Annotated in this window: 16 protein-coding genes; 15 read left to right on the top strand and 1 reads right to left on the bottom strand. The window is 69.9% G+C overall.

All coding sequences use genetic code 11. From position 1 onward, the window contains the following. The first annotated feature begins 68 nt into the window (after positions 1-68). Together BLW17_RS08150 and BLW17_RS08145 are read left to right on the top strand one after the other, a co-directional pair. On the top strand, positions 69-539 hold the full coding sequence (locus tag BLW17_RS08150) for an SspB family protein (RefSeq protein WP_036733777.1): 471 nt from the start codon (positions 69-71) through the stop codon (positions 537-539). 136 nt (positions 540-675) lie between these two features. Next, positions 676-1,233 carry a class I SAM-dependent methyltransferase gene (locus tag BLW17_RS08145; RefSeq protein WP_036733775.1) on the top strand — a complete coding sequence of 186 codons (558 nt, stop codon included), beginning with the start codon at positions 676-678 and terminating at the stop codon, positions 1,231-1,233. Between the two features lie 49 nt (positions 1,234-1,282). Here BLW17_RS08145 and BLW17_RS17355 read toward each other — a convergent pair whose 3' ends face one another. Further along, positions 1,283-2,230, bottom strand: coding sequence for a Hint domain-containing protein (locus BLW17_RS17355; RefSeq protein ID WP_081969138.1), 948 nt, complete (start codon positions 2,228-2,230; stop codon positions 1,283-1,285). Positions 2,231-2,469: 239 nt separating this feature from the next. On the opposite strand from BLW17_RS17355, the gene fumC reads away from it, so the two are divergent. The 13 genes from fumC to BLW17_RS08080 all read left to right on the top strand — a co-directional run bounded on the left by fumC (position 2,470) and on the right by BLW17_RS08080 (position 14,734). After that, the gene (gene fumC, locus BLW17_RS08135; RefSeq protein ID WP_036733773.1) at positions 2,470-3,864 is read left to right on the top strand and encodes a class II fumarate hydratase; all 1,395 of its coding nucleotides are present in this window, start codon (positions 2,470-2,472) and stop codon (positions 3,862-3,864) included. Between the two features lie 25 nt (positions 3,865-3,889). Further along, positions 3,890-4,048: a hypothetical protein gene (locus tag BLW17_RS18105; protein WP_156116122.1), complete on the top strand. Its 159-nt coding sequence runs from the start codon at positions 3,890-3,892 to the stop codon at positions 4,046-4,048. 32 nt (positions 4,049-4,080) lie between these two features. Beyond that, positions 4,081-4,776: a fumarylacetoacetate hydrolase family protein gene (locus BLW17_RS08130; RefSeq protein WP_036733771.1), complete on the top strand. Its 696-nt coding sequence runs from the start codon at positions 4,081-4,083 to the stop codon at positions 4,774-4,776. Positions 4,777-4,928: 152 nt separating this feature from the next. After that, complete coding sequence (locus BLW17_RS08125) at positions 4,929-5,645, top strand: GntR family transcriptional regulator (protein WP_036733659.1); 717 nt, start codon at positions 4,929-4,931, stop codon at positions 5,643-5,645. A gap of 99 nt (positions 5,646-5,744) precedes the next feature. Continuing rightward, on the top strand, positions 5,745-6,707 hold the full coding sequence (locus BLW17_RS08120; protein WP_036701467.1) for a dihydrodipicolinate synthase family protein: 963 nt from the start codon (positions 5,745-5,747) through the stop codon (positions 6,705-6,707). A 143-nt stretch (positions 6,708-6,850) separates the two neighbouring features. Further along, the gene (locus tag BLW17_RS08115) at positions 6,851-7,672 is read left to right on the top strand and encodes a transporter substrate-binding domain-containing protein (RefSeq protein ID WP_052171726.1); all 822 of its coding nucleotides are present in this window, start codon (positions 6,851-6,853) and stop codon (positions 7,670-7,672) included. Positions 7,673-7,732: 60 nt separating this feature from the next. After that, positions 7,733-8,398: an amino acid ABC transporter permease gene (locus tag BLW17_RS08110; protein WP_036709409.1), complete on the top strand. Its 666-nt coding sequence runs from the start codon at positions 7,733-7,735 to the stop codon at positions 8,396-8,398. An 8-nt stretch (positions 8,399-8,406) separates the two neighbouring features. Beyond that, positions 8,407-9,060, top strand: a complete 654-nt coding sequence (locus tag BLW17_RS08105) for an amino acid ABC transporter permease (protein ID WP_036701462.1) — start codon at positions 8,407-8,409, stop codon at positions 9,058-9,060. Next, positions 9,053-9,775, top strand: a complete 723-nt coding sequence (locus BLW17_RS08100) for an amino acid ABC transporter ATP-binding protein (protein WP_036701460.1) — start codon at positions 9,053-9,055, stop codon at positions 9,773-9,775. Before BLW17_RS08105 ends, BLW17_RS08100 begins: the two co-directional genes overlap by 8 nt. Before the next feature lie 14 nt (positions 9,776-9,789). Next, positions 9,790-11,028, top strand: a complete 1,239-nt coding sequence (locus tag BLW17_RS08095; RefSeq protein ID WP_036733656.1) for an NAD(P)/FAD-dependent oxidoreductase — start codon at positions 9,790-9,792, stop codon at positions 11,026-11,028. Between the two features lies 1 nt (position 11,029). Beyond that, on the top strand, positions 11,030-12,031 hold the full coding sequence (locus BLW17_RS08090; RefSeq protein ID WP_036733654.1) for a 4-hydroxyproline epimerase: 1,002 nt from the start codon (positions 11,030-11,032) through the stop codon (positions 12,029-12,031). Beyond that, entirely contained in the window at positions 12,028-13,701 is a 1,674-nt protein-coding gene (gene lhpI / locus BLW17_RS08085; RefSeq protein WP_036733652.1) for a cis-3-hydroxy-L-proline dehydratase, read from the top strand. The genes BLW17_RS08090 and lhpI overlap by 4 nt, the downstream gene beginning before the upstream one ends. Positions 13,702-13,705: 4 nt before the next feature. Next, on the top strand, positions 13,706-14,734 hold the full coding sequence (locus BLW17_RS08080) for a trans-3-hydroxy-L-proline dehydratase (protein ID WP_036733650.1): 1,029 nt from the start codon (positions 13,706-13,708) through the stop codon (positions 14,732-14,734). The last annotated feature ends 21 nt before the right edge of the window (positions 14,735-14,755 follow it).

Here is a 14,755-nt window from a genome sequence, read left to right as displayed (position 1 = left end):
CGGGCTTTTCATTCCCCGCGCCATCCCTATGCTCGACCCAAGGGACGAGCCTGCAGGAGAGACGCCACATGGCACGCGGAATCGACTATGGCGGCATGATGCATCGGGCGATGCAGGGTTTGATCGCCGATGTGCTGCAGGCCGTGGCCGAGGACGGCCTGCCGGGCGAGCATCATTTCTTCATTACCTTCGACACCCGCGACGAGGGGGTCGAGATGGCCGACTGGCTGCGCGAGCGCTATCCCGAGGAAATGACCATCGTCATCCAGCACTGGTTCGAGAACCTGTCGGTGACGCACGAGGGGTTCGCGATCACGCTGAACTTCGGCAACTCGCCCGAGCCGCTCTACATCCCGTTCGATTCGCTGCGGACCTTCGTTGACCCTTCGGTCGAGTTCGGGCTGCGGTTCGAGACGCAGGAGGACGGCGAGGACGACGAGGAGCCCGCCGAGGCCCCGGCCGAGCCCGAGGCCGCCGCGCCCTCGACCCCCGCCACCGGCGGGGCCGAGGTCGTCAGCCTCGACAAGTGGCGAAAATAGCCGCGAACGGCGCAGCGGCCTCCGGCTGACATCGGACCGTCGCGGGACTGACGCGCGACCGACACGGGGCCGCGGCGCGACTGTCACATCGGGCGGCTAAGGGAGGGCGGAACCCGCCCCCCGCATGAGAGCCCCGATGTCCGACCTCTCTCTCTTTCTCGGCCAGCTGATCCGCCGCCCGACCGAGATCCGTGCCATCGCGCCGACAGCCAGCGCCGCGGCGCGCGAAATGGCACGCATCGTCCGCCCGGACATGCAGGCAGTCGCAGAGATCGGGGCAGGGACGGGCACCATCACCCGCGCCATCCTCGATCGCGGCCTCGCGCCCGAGAGGCTCGAGCTGTACGAACTGAACGCCGCGTTCTGCGACCGGCTCCGCAGCCTGTTCCCTGGCACGACGGTGCATAACCGTCCGGCGCAGGACATGGTGAATGTCGGGCGGGGCGGTCTGGACGCGGTGATCTCTGGCGTGCCGACCCTGCCGATGTCCGATGAAATGCAGCACGCCATCGTCGGGTCGGCGCTGTGGATGCTGAAGCCGGGCGCGCCCTTTGTGCAGATCACCTATGGCACCCAGCCGCCGCTGTCGGCGCGGGTGCGGGCCGATCTCGGCCTGACCCATACCCGCAGCCGCCGCATCTGGATGAACCTGCCGCCGGCGCAGGTTTATATCTTTCGCCAGGCCCCGGGCTGACGCGCCGACAGGCGCGCGCCGTGCCCGCGCGACGGACGACGAGCCGAGGTCAGTTGACCAGCGGCCGTTGGTTCTGCAGGTGGCGCACCGCCAGCTTGCGGGCCATCCGGCCGCTGGTCACGGTCCGGGCGGGCACGGCCGCATGGTCGGCCAGTTCCGGGAACAGGGCCAGGATTTCGGCGCGGGCCGCGATGCCCACGGATTTCAGTGCCTCGGGTCCGACCAGCAGCGATTCCGTCTCGGCGCCGTTCGAGAACACGATCTGGTGGTCGTCGAACAGGAAATGGATGTAGACGACTTCGCTCAGGTCCTGCGCGACGTCGATTCCGTCCAGCTGGCACAGTTGCTTGGCGGCGACCAGCACCTCGTCCGTGCCGAACATGCGCTGGGCGATCCGCGAGCGGACCAGGATGCGGTGCTGCGGCGACACGACCAAGTCGGCCGCCGGGCAGCCCTCGCCCAAGGCGCCGGCCCGGATGCGGATCGGCCGCAGATGCGGCGCGCGTTCCAGCGCGGCGGTGTCCAGCGCACGCCGCCCGATCCAGCGGATCGGCTGCAGCCCGGCGTCGCGGGTGCGCACCATGTCGCCCACCGCCAGGTCGCCGGCGGCCACGGGGCCGCGTGCCGTCTCGATCAGCGTGGCGGCGGAAAAGCAGGGCACGCCCGCCTCGTGCGGATCGAACGGTTTGAAGTTCTGCACCAGCCCGCTGGTGTCGACCTTGTCCCCGACCTCGTAGAGGCTGGTGGTGAACAGGGTGAAGTCCTTGAGGTTCCCGGTGTCGCCCACGGTAAAGGTGGCGGGGCGGGCGGGATCGGTTCCGCCGATCCCCCAAAGATGGCCGTGGCCCTGTTTCTGGAAATAGGCCGCCAGCTCTTTCTGGCTAAGCAGTCCGTCGCCGTTCTTGTCGTCGACGGTCAGGGTCTGCAGGCCGGACACCTCGGTCACGGCACCGTTGACGACCGTATACTGATACAGCGAGAATTCCAGAGTCGCCATCGTGCACCTTTTTCGTTGCGCTGGTCGAAAAGGGCGGGCCGAACGGTCCCTTGCAGACAGCGCATGCTATCGAAGCTTTCCCATTTTAACTGATTTCGCGCCGATGAAAACAGCTTTCCCGTGCCGGCGACCTGTCGGTTGGGATAAGCCGGGCCTGGTCGGCATGCAATTGCATACCCGTTGCCAAGCCGCGGCCGCTTGCCTAGAAGCCGCGCCAGGACTCGCAAGGGGGATTGAGGATGCCGACGACCCGCACCGAAACCGACAGCTTTGGCCCGCTCGAGGTGCCGTCCGACAAGTATTGGGGCGCGCAGACCCAGCGCTCGATCCAGAACTTCCCGATCGGCTGGGAAAAGCAGCCGGTGGCGATCGTCCGCGCGCTGGGCGTCATCAAGCAGGCCGCGGCGCAGGTGAACATGGCGACCGGCAACCTCGACCCGAAACTGGGCGAGGCGATAGTGCAGGCGGCCTCCGAGGTGGTGGCCGGCAAGTTCGACGACAACTTCCCGCTGGTGGTGTGGCAGACCGGGTCGGGCACCCAATCGAACATGAACGCCAACGAGGTCATCTCGAACCGCGCCATCGAGATTCTGGGGGGCGAGCTGGGCAGCAAGAAGCCGGTTCACCCGAACGATCACGTCAACATGGGCCAGTCGTCCAACGATACCTTTCCGACCGCGATGCATGTCGCCATCGGCATGGTCGCGCGCGACACCCTGCTGCCGGGGCTGGAAAAGCTCGCCGCCGCGCTGGAAGCCAAGCGCGACGAGTTCAAGGACATCATCAAGATCGGCCGCACCCACACGCAGGACGCGACGCCGCTAACCCTGGGGCAGGAGTTTTCGGGTTACGCCCATCAGGTCCGCATGGGGATCGAACGGGTCAAGCTGTGCCTGCCGCAGATCTATGAACTCGCGCAGGGCGGCACTGCCGTGGGCACCGGGCTGAACACGAAGAAGGGCTGGGACACCGCCATCGCCGCCGAGATCGCCAGGATCACCGGCCTGCCCTTTGTCACCGCGCCGAACAAGTTCGAGGCGCTGGCCGCCCATGACGCGATGGTGTTCTTTCACGGCGCGCTGAAAACCGTCGCGGTGAGCCTGTTCAAGATCGCCAACGATCTGCGGCTGCTGGGGTCCGGCCCGCGGTCCGGTCTGGGCGAGCTGATCCTGCCCGAGAACGAGCCGGGCAGCTCGATCATGCCGGGCAAGGTGAACCCGACCCAGGCCGAGGCGCTGACGATGGTCTGCGCGCAGGTGATGGGCAACGACGCGGCGGTCGGCTTTGCCGGCAGCCAGGGGCATTTCGAGCTGAATGTCTACAATCCGATGATGTCCTACAACGTGCTGCAGTCCATGCAGCTTCTGGCCGACGCGGCGGGGTCGTTCACCGACAACATGGTGGTCGGCACGCAGGCCAACCTGCCGCGCATCGACAAGCTGATGAAGGAAAGCCTGATGCTGGTGACGGCGCTGGCGCCGACCATCGGCTATGACGCCGCCACCAAGGTCGCCAAGACCGCCCACAAGAACGGCACCACCTTGCGCGAGGAGGCCGTGGGCCTCGGCTTCGTTACCGAGGACGAGTTCGACCGGATCGTGCGCCCCGAGCAGATGGTCGGCCCCGAGGACTGAGGCGCGGCGGGGCGCGGAGCCGCCCTTGCGCCGGGTCGTGGCGCGAGGGCTCGCGGCGGCGGGCCGGGGCATCCGCGCTCACCACGCCCGCCTCGCGGCGCCGGTCGGCCGCGCCAGCCTGCGCGGCTCCGCGTTCGTGCTGGCGGCGCTGCTGGCGCCGTTCGTCCTCTCGGGCTGGCGGTGAGGCCGCCGGCCCCTCAACCCCGGGTGACCCGCATGACCGCTCTGCTCTTTCCCGCCCCCGACTGGCCAACCCTTCCGGTCGACGGCTCCGACGCCCGCTTCCCGGTCCGCCGGGTGTTCTGCGTCGGGCGCAACTACGCCGCCCACGCCGCCGAGATGGGGGCCGAGGTCGACCGCGAGGCGCCGTTCTACTTCACCAAGTCCGCGCTGGCGGTGGTCCCCTCGGGGACGACCCAGCCCTATCCCCCCGCGACCGCCGACCTGCACCATGAGGTCGAGCTGGTGGTGGCGCTGGGGACCGCGGGGTTCCGCGTCGCGCCCGAGGCGGCGCTGGGGCTGGTCTGGGGCTACGGCGTCGGGCTCGACATGACCCGCCGCGACCTGCAGGCGGCGGCCAAGGACAAGCGGCGGCCCTGGTCGATGGGCAAGGACTTCGCGGGCAGCGCGGTGATCGGGCCGCTGACGCCCGTCGCCGGGTTCAGCCCGGACGCGCAGCGCATCGCGCTCAGCGTGAACGGCGACCTGCGGCAGGACGCGGTGCTGGCCGAGATGGTCTGGCGCGTGCCCGAGCTGATCGCGGACCTCTCGCGCTACGAACGGCTTGGGCCGGGCGACCTGATCATGACGGGCACCCCGGCGGGGGTGGGGGCCGTGGTCCCCGGCGACCGGCTCGAGGGGCGGATCGACGGGCTCGCGCCGGTGACGCTTTCGGTCGGGTCCGCGGACTGAGGCCGCGCGGCGCGTGAGGCGCGCTCAAGCGGTTGACCGAGAAAAACATATACCGACGCGCCCGGGGCCGTTAACACCGGCGGGGCAGGCGGGCGTGTCGCACGCGGCCCCGCCACGCCCCCCACTGCTCCCTTGCGAAGAGAACCGAATCGATGACCGACGAGAGCCTGGCAGCCCTGCCCGACGCCGCGCCGGAGCGCCGTCGGGGGTCCGGCGTGCGCCTTGTCTATGAGACCCTGCGCGACGAGATCCTCGACCTCGTGCTGCGCCCCGGCAGCGCGCTGGACGAGGTGGCGCTGGCCGAGCGCTTCGGGATGTCGCGCACGCCGATCCGCGAGGCGCTGGTGCGTCTGGCGGGCGAGGGGCTGGTGGACACGCTGCCCAACCGCTCGACGATTGTGGCGCCCATCGACTATCTGAACCTGCATCATTTCTTCGACGCGATCACGCTGATGTACCGGGTCAGCAACCGGCAGGCAGCGCGCTATCACACCCCGGCCGACCTGGCCCGCATCCGCGCCGCGCAGGCGGACTATGCCGCGGCGGTGAACGCGCAGGACGCGCTGGCGATGATCGCCGCCAACCGCGCCTTCCATGCCGCCATCGCCGAGGCGGGCGGCAACCCCTATTACACCCAGTTCTTCGTGCGGATGCTGGACGAGGGGCGGCGGCTCTTGCGGCTCTACTACCAGTCCTTCGACGACCGGCTGCCGCAGGAATACGTCGAGGAGCACGAGGCGATCATCGCCGCCATCGCGTCGGGCGACGTGGGCGCCGCCGACCGGCTGGGGCGCGCCCATGCCGACCAGATCGTGGCCCACATCCAGGCGCTGCTCGCGCGCGACGACCGCGACGACCCGGCGCTCTGACCTCAAATTCTTGTCGACAAGTAAAATACAATCTGGCAGAGTGAGCGGCGAGGACGAGTCGGGCACCGCCCGGCTGTGACATGAGGAGGAGACGGCCCGATGACCCCTGCGATCTTCACTGGCGTGATCCCGGCGCTGATGACCCCCTGCACCGCCGACCGGAAGCCCGATTTCGAGGCGCTGGTCCGCAAGGCGCGCGAGCTGATCGAGGCGGGGATGTCCTCGGTCGTCTATTGCGGCTCGATGGGCGACTGGCCGCTGCTCACGGACGCGGAGCGGATGGAAGGCGTCGAACGGCTGGTCAAGGCGGGCATTCCGGTGATCGTCGGGACCGGCGCGGTCAACACCGCCTCGGCCGTGGCCCACGCCGCCCACGCGCAGAAGATCGGCGCCGCGGGTCTCATGGTGATCCCGCGGGTGCTGTCGCGCGGCAACTCGCCCATCGCCCAGCGTCACCACTTCAAGGCCATCCTGTCGGCCGCGCCCGACCTGCCGGCAGTGATCTACAACTCGCCCCACTACGGGTTCGAGACCCGCGCCGACCTGTTCTTCGCGCTGCGGGCCGAGCACCCGAACCTCGTCGGCTTCAAGGAGTTCGGGGGCAAGGCCGCGATGTCCTATGCCGCCGAGTACATCACCGCGGGCAACCCCGACGTGGTGCTGATGGCGGGCGTCGATACCGGCGTCTACCACGGCTACGTCAAGGCAGGTGCGGCGGGCACGATCACCGGCATCGGCAACGCCATCCCGCGCGAGGTGCTGCACTTCGTCGCACTGGCCCAGAAGGCCGCGACCGGCGACGTCGATGCCCGCGTCCGCGCCCGCGAGCTGGGCGAGGCGCTCGAGGTGCTGTCGACCTGGGACGAGGGGACGGACCTCGTCCTCTATTACAAGCACATGATGGTCATGCAGGGCGACGCCGAATACGCGCTGCATTTCAACGAGACCGACGAGCTGACCCCGAGCCAGCGGGCCTGGGCCGAAGCGCAGTTCAACCAGTTCCGCGCCTGGTACGCGGAATGGAGCAAGCTGCCCGGCGCGGTGCAGGACTGCCTGCCCTGAGGTCCGCCCAACGCCGCCGGAGAGAGGCGGATCGATCTGCATAATCCATGTATTTCAGATTGATCCGTGGCGGCGCTCACCCGAAGGTGAGAACAATCGGGAATCGAAACCGGGCCAGAGCGCCCGAGAACAGGGAGAGACACATGACCGCCAAGACCACCGTGAAGACTCTGGCCTTCGGGCTCATGGCCGCGACCGCGCTTGCGGGCACGGCGCAGGCCGACAAGCTCGACGACATCATCGCCTCGGGCACGCTGCGTTGCGCCGTGGTGCTCGACTTCCCGCCGATGGGGTCGCGCGACGCCAACAACCAGCCGGTCGGCTTTGACGTGGACTACTGCAACGACCTCGCCAAGGCGCTAGGCGTCACCGCCGAGATCGTCGAGACCCCGTTCCCCGAGCGCATCCCGGCGTTGATGGCGGGCCGCGTCGATGTCGGCGTCGCCTCGACCTCGGACACGCTCGAGCGGGCCAAGACGGTCGGCATGACCGTGCCCTATTACGCGTTCGAGAACGCCGTCGTCGCCAACGACAAGGTCGAGATGACCAACTGGGAAGGCATGAAGGGCAAGACCGTCGGCGCCACCGCCGGCACCTACGAGGCGATCTGGCTGGAAGGCAAGGTCAAGGAGTGGGGCGAGGGGCAGTTCCGGCCCTACCAGACCCAGGCCGACGTGTTCCTGGCACTGAGCCAGGGCCAGCTCGACGCCACCGTCTCGACGGTCGAGGTCGCCAACGCCAACGTCAAGTCGGGCAACTTCCCCGGCATCCGCGTCGTGGACAAGGCGCCGATGGTGCCGGACTACGTGTCGCTCTTCACGCTGCGGCAGGAATACGGGCTCATCAACTACATGAACCTGTTCATCAACCAGCAGGTCCGCACCGGCCGCTACAAGGAACTGTACAACAAGTGGGTGGGCGAGGGTGAGCCTGCCGACCTGACCATCAAGGGCGTCTATCGCTGATCGGCAGGGGCGGCGCCGGCTGAGGCCGCGCGCCGCCCGGCCTGACCGATAGGGGGGCGCATGTTCGGTTATACGTTCCAGTGGAAACAGGCGCTCGCCCGCCTGCCGCAGATGCTCGACGGCGCGGCCGTCACGCTGCAGATCGCGCTGCTGTCGATGGCCCTCGGCATCCTGCTGGCCATCGTGCTCACGCTGTTCCGGCTGTCGGGGAACCGCATCCTGTCGGGGTTCGCCACCGCCTGGGTCGAGATCGCCCGCAACACGCCGGCGCTGTTCCAGATCTACATGGCGCATTTCGGGGTGGCGAGCTTCGGCATCCACTTCTCGCCCTTCACCTCGCTGCTGATCGGGATCACCTTCAACAACGCGGGCTATCTGGCCGAGAACTTCCGCGGCGCGCTCAAGGCCATTCCCGACACCCAGCCGCGGGCCGGGCGGTCGCTGGGGATGACGCCGCTGCAATCCTTCCGCTACGTGGTCATGCCGCAGATGCTGCGCATCGCCTTCCTGCCGATGACCAACCAGATGGTGTGGGCGATCCTGATGACCTCGCTCGGCGTCACGGTGGGGATGAACACCGACCTCTACGGCGTCACCCAGGACCTGAACGCGCTGACCTTCCGCACCTTCGAGCTCTTCGCCATCGCCGCGGTGATCTTCTACCTGATGACCAAGACCGTCCAGCTCGGCGCGCGCCTGCTTGCGGCGCGGATGTTCCGGTACTGAGGGGCGCCATGTTCGACACCGCACTCACCTCGGCCGACCTCGTCTTCCTCGCCAAGGGCGCGGGGATGACGCTGCTCGTCACCGCGATCTCGGTCGTGCTCGGCACCATCCTCGGCGTGATCTTCGGGGTGTTCCGCACCCAGGTCGGGCCGGTCTGGGCCGCGCCGCTGACCTTCGTGCTCGACGTCTTCCGCTCGATCCCGCTGCTCATCCAGCTCGTCCTCGCCAACGCCTTCATGGGCATGGTGCTGCGCCTGCAACTGTCGGGCTTCACCATCGCCTGCGGGGTGCTGACCCTCTACACCGCCGCCTATTGCGCCGAGATCGTGCGCGGCGCCATCGGCGCGGTGCCGGCCACCACGCGGCGCGCGGCACGCTCGCTGGGGCTCAACTGGTGGCAGGACATGGCCAACATCGTCATGCCGCTGGCCACCCGCGTGGCGCTGCCGTCCTGGATCGGGCTGGCGCTCGGGGTGATGAAGGACAGCGCGCTGGTCTATGTCGTGCAGGTCACCGAGCTGCTCAAATCCACCCAGATCCTCATCACCCGCCTGCAGGAGCCGCTGTTCCTGCTGCTGATCTGCGGTGCCTTCTATTTCCTCATCAGCTTCCCGCTCGCCCGGTTCGGCGGCTGGCTTGAAAGACGGTGGTCCCATGATTGAGATCGAGAACGTCCGCAAATCCTTCGGCCCGCTCGAGGTGCTCAAGGGCATCGACCTGACGGTGGCCAAGGGCGAGGTGCTGACGGTGATCGGCGGCTCGGGGTCGGGGAAATCGACGCTGCTGACCTGCATCAACGGGCTTGAGCCGATCGATTCCGGCCGCATCCTGGTCGACGGGACCGAGGTTCACGCCAAGTCCACCAACCTCAACAAGCTGCGCCGCAAGATCGGCATCGTCTTCCAGCAGTTCAACGCCTTTCCGCATCTGACCGTGCTCGACAACGTGACGCTGGCGCCGCGCAAGGTGCTGGGGATGGGCCGGGCCGAGGCCGAGGCCGAGGCGAAGAAGCAGCTCGAGCACGTGGGGCTTGGCGACAAGCTCGACGTCTATCCGGGGCGGATGTCGGGCGGCCAGCAGCAGCGCATGGCGATTGCCCGGGCGCTGGCGATGCAGCCGGCCTATATGCTCTTCGACGAGGTGACCTCGGCGCTTGACCCGATGCTGGTGGGCGAGGTGCTGGACACGCTCAGGATGCTGGCGCGCGAGGGGATGACCATGATCTGCGTCACCCACGAGATGAAGTTCGCCCGCGAAGTCTCTGATCGCGTGGCCTTCTTCCATCAGGGCGTGATGCGCGAGATCGCCCCGCCGGCCGAGCTGTTCGGGGCGCCGAAGACGCCCGAGTTGCAGAAGTTCCTGGCCGCGACCCACTGACAGGACGCCCCGCGATGCAGCCTGATGTTCTGGTGATCGGCGCCGGCGTGGTCGGCCTGTCGGCGGCGATTGCGGCGCAGGCGCGTGGGCTGTCGGTGACGGTGGTGGACCGCGAGGGGCCGGCAGCGGGCGCCTCGGCCGGGAATGCGGGGGCGTTTGCCTTTACCGATATCCTGCCGCTCGCCTCGCCGGGGATCATGCGCAAGGCGCCGGGCTGGCTGCTGGACCCGGTGGGGCCGCTGACGGTGCCGCCCGCCTATGCGCTCAGGATCGCGCCGTGGATGGTCCGCTTTGCCGCCGCCTGCCGGCCCGGCCGGGTGGCGGCCTCGATTGCGGCGCAGACGGCGCTGATGGATCTCTCGCGCGACGAACTGCAGCCGTTCCTGAGGGCCACCGGGACCGAGGGGATGCTGCGCAAGGACGGCAACCTGCAGGTCTATGAAAGCGACGCCGAGTTCGCCGCCGCCGCCCCCGGCTGGGCGGCGCGCGAAGCGCACGGGATCGCGTTCCGTCATGTGGAGCGGGACGAGATGGCGGCGATCCAGCCCGGGCTTGCCCCGCGCTTCATCCGTGGCACCTTCACCCCCGGCTGGTACTCGATCAACGACCCGAAGCTCTACACGCTCGCGCTCGCCGATCATTTCCGCGCTCGCGGCGGCCGGATCGAGGTCGCCGCCGTCTCCCGGCTCTCCGCCACCGATACCGGCATCGCGGCCGAAACCGCCGACGGCCGCCGCCTGACCGTGGCGCAGGCGGTGCTGGCCGCCGGGGCCCATTCCCACCGCCTTGCCCGGACGCTGGGCGAGCGCATCCCGCTCGAGACCGAGCGCGGCTACAACACCACGCTGCCGCCCGACGCGCTCGACCTGCGCACGCAGGTCACCTTTGGCGGCCACGGGTTCGTCGTCACGCGGCTCTCGACCGGCATCCGGGTCGGCGGCGCGGTCGAGCTGGGCGGGCTGGCGCTGCCCCCGAACTGGCGCCGCGCGCAGGCGATGCTGGCCAAGGCCAAGGCATTCCTGCCCGCGCTCAGGACCGAGGGCGGCACCCAATGGATGGGCTTCCGCCCGTCGCTGCCCGACAGCCTCCCCGCCATCGGCCGGGCGCGGGCCACGCCGCGGGTGATCCACGCCTTCGGCCACGGCCACCTGGGCCTCACCCAGTCCGCCGGCACCGCCCGGCTGGTCGCCGACCTGCTGACCGGCGCCGCGCCGGTCCTCGACCTGTCCCCGTTTTCGCCCCAGAGGTTCTGACATGGCCGTCCACACCTTCACCTGCATCGACGGCCACACCTGCGGCAACCCGGTGCGCCTCGTCGCCGGCGGCGGGCCGCAGCTCGTGGGCGCCGACATGCTCGAGAAGCGCGCCCATTTCCTGCGCGAGTTCGACTGGATCCGCACCGGCCTGATGTTCGAGCCGCGCGGCCACGACATGATGTCGGGCTCGATCCTCTACCCGCCGACGCGGCCCGACTGCGACGTGGCGGTGCTGTTCATCGAGACCTCGGGCTGCCTGCCGATGTGCGGCCACGGCACCATCGGCACGATCACCATGGGGATCGAGAACGGCCTCATCACCCCGCGCGCGCCGGGCGCCCTGTCGATCGAGACGCCCGCCGGCAAGGTGGACATCAGCTACGTGCAGGAGGGCCGCTTCGTCGAGGAGGTGCGGCTGACGAACGTCCCCGGCTTCCTCTATGCCGAGGGGCTGACCGCCGAGGTCGATGGTCTGGGCGAGATCGTCGTGGACGTCGCCTACGGCGGCAATTTCTACGCTATCGTCGAGCCGCAGAAGAACTTCCGCGACATCGCCGACCACACCGCGGGCGAGCTGATCGGCTGGTCGCCGAAGCTGCGCGCGGCGCTGAACGCGAAGTACGCGTTCACCCACCCCGAGCATCCGGCGATCAACGGGCTGTCGCACATCCTGTGGACCGGGGTCGCGACCCAGCCCGGCGCGCACGCCCGCAATGCGGTGTTCTATGGCGACAAGGCCATCGACCGCAGCCCCTGCGGCACCGGCACCTCGGCCCGCATGGCGCAGCTGGCTGCCAAGGGGCGGCTGGGGGTGGGGGACGAGTTTCACCACGAATCGATCATCGGCTCGATCTTCAAGGGCCGGGTCGAGGCCGACGCGCGGGTGGGCGACCGCGCCGCGATCATCCCCTCGATCGCCGGCTGGGCGCGGATGACCGGCTACAACACCATCTTCATCGACGACCGCGACCCCTTCGCGCACGGTTTCGTGGTCCGGTGAGCGCCACCCGCATCCTGCCCGGAACGGCTGAGGGGCCGGTGCTGGCGGCCGACGCGCCGCTGAGCTTCTGGGGCGGGGTGGACCCGGCGACGGGGCGGGTGATCGACGTGCACCACCCGCTTTCGGGCCGCTCGCTCGGGGGCACGGTGCTGGTGCTGCCGGGCACCCGTGGCTCGTGCAGCGGCTCGGGCGTGGTGCTGGACATGGTGCTGTCGGGGCAGGGGCCGGCGGCGCTGGTGTTCTCGGACCCCGAGGAGGTGGCAACGCTCGGCGCGCAGGTCGCGGCGGCGCTGTTCGGCGCGCCCCTGCCAGTGCTGCGGGTGTCGGCCGAGACCCGCGCGGCTCTGTCCCGCGTGGGATCGGCGCGGATCGAGGCCGAGGCGCTGGTCGCGGACGGGCTGCGGCTGCCGCTCGGATCGCTGCCCGCGGCGGCGCTGGCGCTGACGGAGGCGCAGCAGGCGATGCTGGACGGGGCCGAGGGCGAGGCCGCGGCGCTGGCGATGCGGATCGTCGCCGCCACCGCCCGCCAGCAGGGCGCGGCGCGGCTGATCCCGGTCACCCGCGCCCATATCGACGGCTGCATCTACGCCTCGCCCGCCAACCTGCGCTTTGCCGAGGCCTTTGCCGCGATGGGCGCGCGGGTGCGGGTGCCCACAATGATGAACGCGATCTCGGTCGACCACGCGAACTGGCGCGCGCAGGGTGTGCCGCCGAGCTTCGGCGGCCCGGCGCAGCGGCTCGCTGACACCTATGTGGCGATGGGCTGCCGGCCGAACTTCACCTGCGCGCCCTATCTCGACGACCCGCCGCGCTTCGGCGAGGTCATCGCTTGGTCGGAATCGAACGCGGTGATCCACGCCAACAGCGTTCTGGGCGCGCGGACAGAGAAGCACCCGGATTTCCTCGACCTCTGCATCGCCCTGACCGGGGTGGCGCCGGACACCGGGGTCTACCTCGACGCCAACCGGAGGGCGCGGCGGGCGCTGACCGTCACGCGGCCCGCGGGGGCCGACGACGCCTTCTGGCCGCTGCTCGGCTGGGTGGCGGGGGCGGCGGCGCCCGACCGGATCCCGCTGATCCGGGGCGCGGGGACCGCGGGGGCCGACGATCTCAAGGCGCTGTGTGCGGCTTTCGGCACCACCTCGGCGGCGCCGATGCTGCACGTCGAGGGGGTGACGCCCGAGGCGGGGCACATCGCGGCGGATGCCGACGCGGTGACGCTCGACCGGGCGGCGCTGGCGGCGGGCTGGGCGGCGCTGAACGATGGCCCCGCGGGTGTCGATCTGGTCGCCATCGGCAGCCCCCATGCCTCGGCCACCGAGGCCGCGGCTTTGGCCGCCGCGCTGGACGCGGCCGGGCCGGGGCCGCTGGCCGTGCCGCTGATCGTGACGCTGGGGCGCGGGGTGCTGGCGACGGTCGAGGCGGACGGCACCGCCGCCCGGCTCACCGCGCGGGGCGTCAGGCTGGTCCCCGACCTCTGCTGGTGTTCGATCACCGAGCCGGTGTTTCCGCCCGCCGCCCGCGTGGTGATGACGAACTCGGCCAAGTACGCCCATTACGGGCCGGGGCTCTCGGGGCGCGCGCTGCGCTTCGGCAGCCTTGGCGATTGCGCCCGCGCGGCGCTGACCGGGCAGGCACCGCAGGGCCTGCCGCCGTGGCTGAAGGAGTGAGGCGATGCGGTCCAGCCAGACCATCCACGTGATCTCCGCCCATGCCGAGGGCGAGGTCGGCGACGTCATCGTGGGCGGCGTCCTGCCGCCGCCGGGCGAGACGCTCTGGGCGCAATCCCGCTGGATCGCGGCGGACGGGCGGCTGCGGAACTTCGTCCTGAACGAGCCGCGGGGCGGGGTGTTCCGGCACGTCAACCTGCTCGTCCCCCCGAAGCACCCCGAGGCCGACGCCGCCTTCATCATCATGGAGCCGGAGGACACGCCGCCGATGTCGGGGTCGAATTCGATCTGCGTCTCGACCGTGCTTCTGGACGGCGGGCTGGTGCCGATGACCGAGCCCGAGACCCGGCTGACGCTCGAGGCGCCGGGCGGGCTGGTGCGGGTGCGGGCCGAATGCCGGAACGGCAAGGCCGAGCGCATCTTCGTCGAGAACCTGCCGAGCTTTGCCGCCCGGCTGGACATCCCGCTGACGGTCGAGGGGCTGGGCACGATCACCGTGGACACGGCCTATGGCGGCGACAGCTTCGTGATCGTGGACGCCGCCGCGCTGGGGTTTGCGCTGGTCCCGGACGAGGCGCACGCCATCGCCCGGCTGGGGGTGCAGATCACCGCGGCCGCCGACGCGCAGATCGGCTTTCACCACCCGACCAACCCGGACTGGCGGCATTTCTCGTTCTGCCTCTTTGCCGGGCCGGTCAGCCGTGACGGCCGCGAGCTGACCAGCAGCGCCGCGGTGGCCATCCGGCCGGGCAAGGTGGACCGCTCGCCCACCGGCACGGCGCTCTCGGCGCGGATGGCGGTGCTGGCGGCGCGGGGCGAGATGGGGGCAGAGGACCGGCTGACGGTGCGCTCGCTCATCGGCTCGACCTTCGCGGGGCGCATCTTGGGCCAGACCGAGGTGGGCGGCACCCCGGCGATCCGGCCCGAGATCTCGGGGCGTGGCTGGATCACCGGCATCCACCAGCACATGCTCGACCCCAACGACCCCTGGCCCGAGGGTTACCGCCTGTCCGACACCTGGGGCGCGCGCTGACGGGAACGCCGCGTGCGGGCA

The sequence above is a fragment of the Paracoccus sanguinis genome, from assembly GCF_900106665.1.
GTDB lineage: Bacteria > Pseudomonadota > Alphaproteobacteria > Rhodobacterales > Rhodobacteraceae > Paracoccus > Paracoccus panacisoli.
Note: the sequence above shows the minus strand (reverse complement) of the source record. Positions and strands in the feature narration are given on the sequence as shown.

Coding starts and splice junctions, on each gene's coding strand:
- BLW17_RS08150 (WP_036733777.1), top strand. CDS start 69: ATGGCACGCGGAATCGACTATGGCGGCATGATGCATCGGGCGATGCAG.
- BLW17_RS08090 (WP_036733654.1), top strand. CDS start 11,030: ATGGCCGTCCACACCTTCACCTGCATCGACGGCCACACCTGCGGCAAC.
- BLW17_RS08145 (WP_036733775.1), top strand. CDS start 676: ATGTCCGACCTCTCTCTCTTTCTCGGCCAGCTGATCCGCCGCCCGACC.
- BLW17_RS08130 (WP_036733771.1), top strand. CDS start 4,081: ATGACCGCTCTGCTCTTTCCCGCCCCCGACTGGCCAACCCTTCCGGTC.
- fumC (WP_036733773.1), top strand. CDS start 2,470: ATGCCGACGACCCGCACCGAAACCGACAGCTTTGGCCCGCTCGAGGTG.
- BLW17_RS08105 (WP_036701462.1), top strand. CDS start 8,407: ATGTTCGACACCGCACTCACCTCGGCCGACCTCGTCTTCCTCGCCAAG.
- BLW17_RS08080 (WP_036733650.1), top strand. CDS start 13,706: ATGCGGTCCAGCCAGACCATCCACGTGATCTCCGCCCATGCCGAGGGC.
- BLW17_RS08125 (WP_036733659.1), top strand. CDS start 4,929: ATGACCGACGAGAGCCTGGCAGCCCTGCCCGACGCCGCGCCGGAGCGC.
- BLW17_RS17355 (WP_081969138.1), bottom strand. CDS start 2,230: ATGGCGACTCTGGAATTCTCGCTGTATCAGTATACGGTCGTCAACGGT.
- BLW17_RS08110 (WP_036709409.1), top strand. CDS start 7,733: ATGTTCGGTTATACGTTCCAGTGGAAACAGGCGCTCGCCCGCCTGCCG.
- BLW17_RS08100 (WP_036701460.1), top strand. CDS start 9,053: ATGATTGAGATCGAGAACGTCCGCAAATCCTTCGGCCCGCTCGAGGTG.
- BLW17_RS08120 (WP_036701467.1), top strand. CDS start 5,745: ATGACCCCTGCGATCTTCACTGGCGTGATCCCGGCGCTGATGACCCCC.
- BLW17_RS08115 (WP_052171726.1), top strand. CDS start 6,851: ATGACCGCCAAGACCACCGTGAAGACTCTGGCCTTCGGGCTCATGGCC.
- BLW17_RS08095 (WP_036733656.1), top strand. CDS start 9,790: ATGCAGCCTGATGTTCTGGTGATCGGCGCCGGCGTGGTCGGCCTGTCG.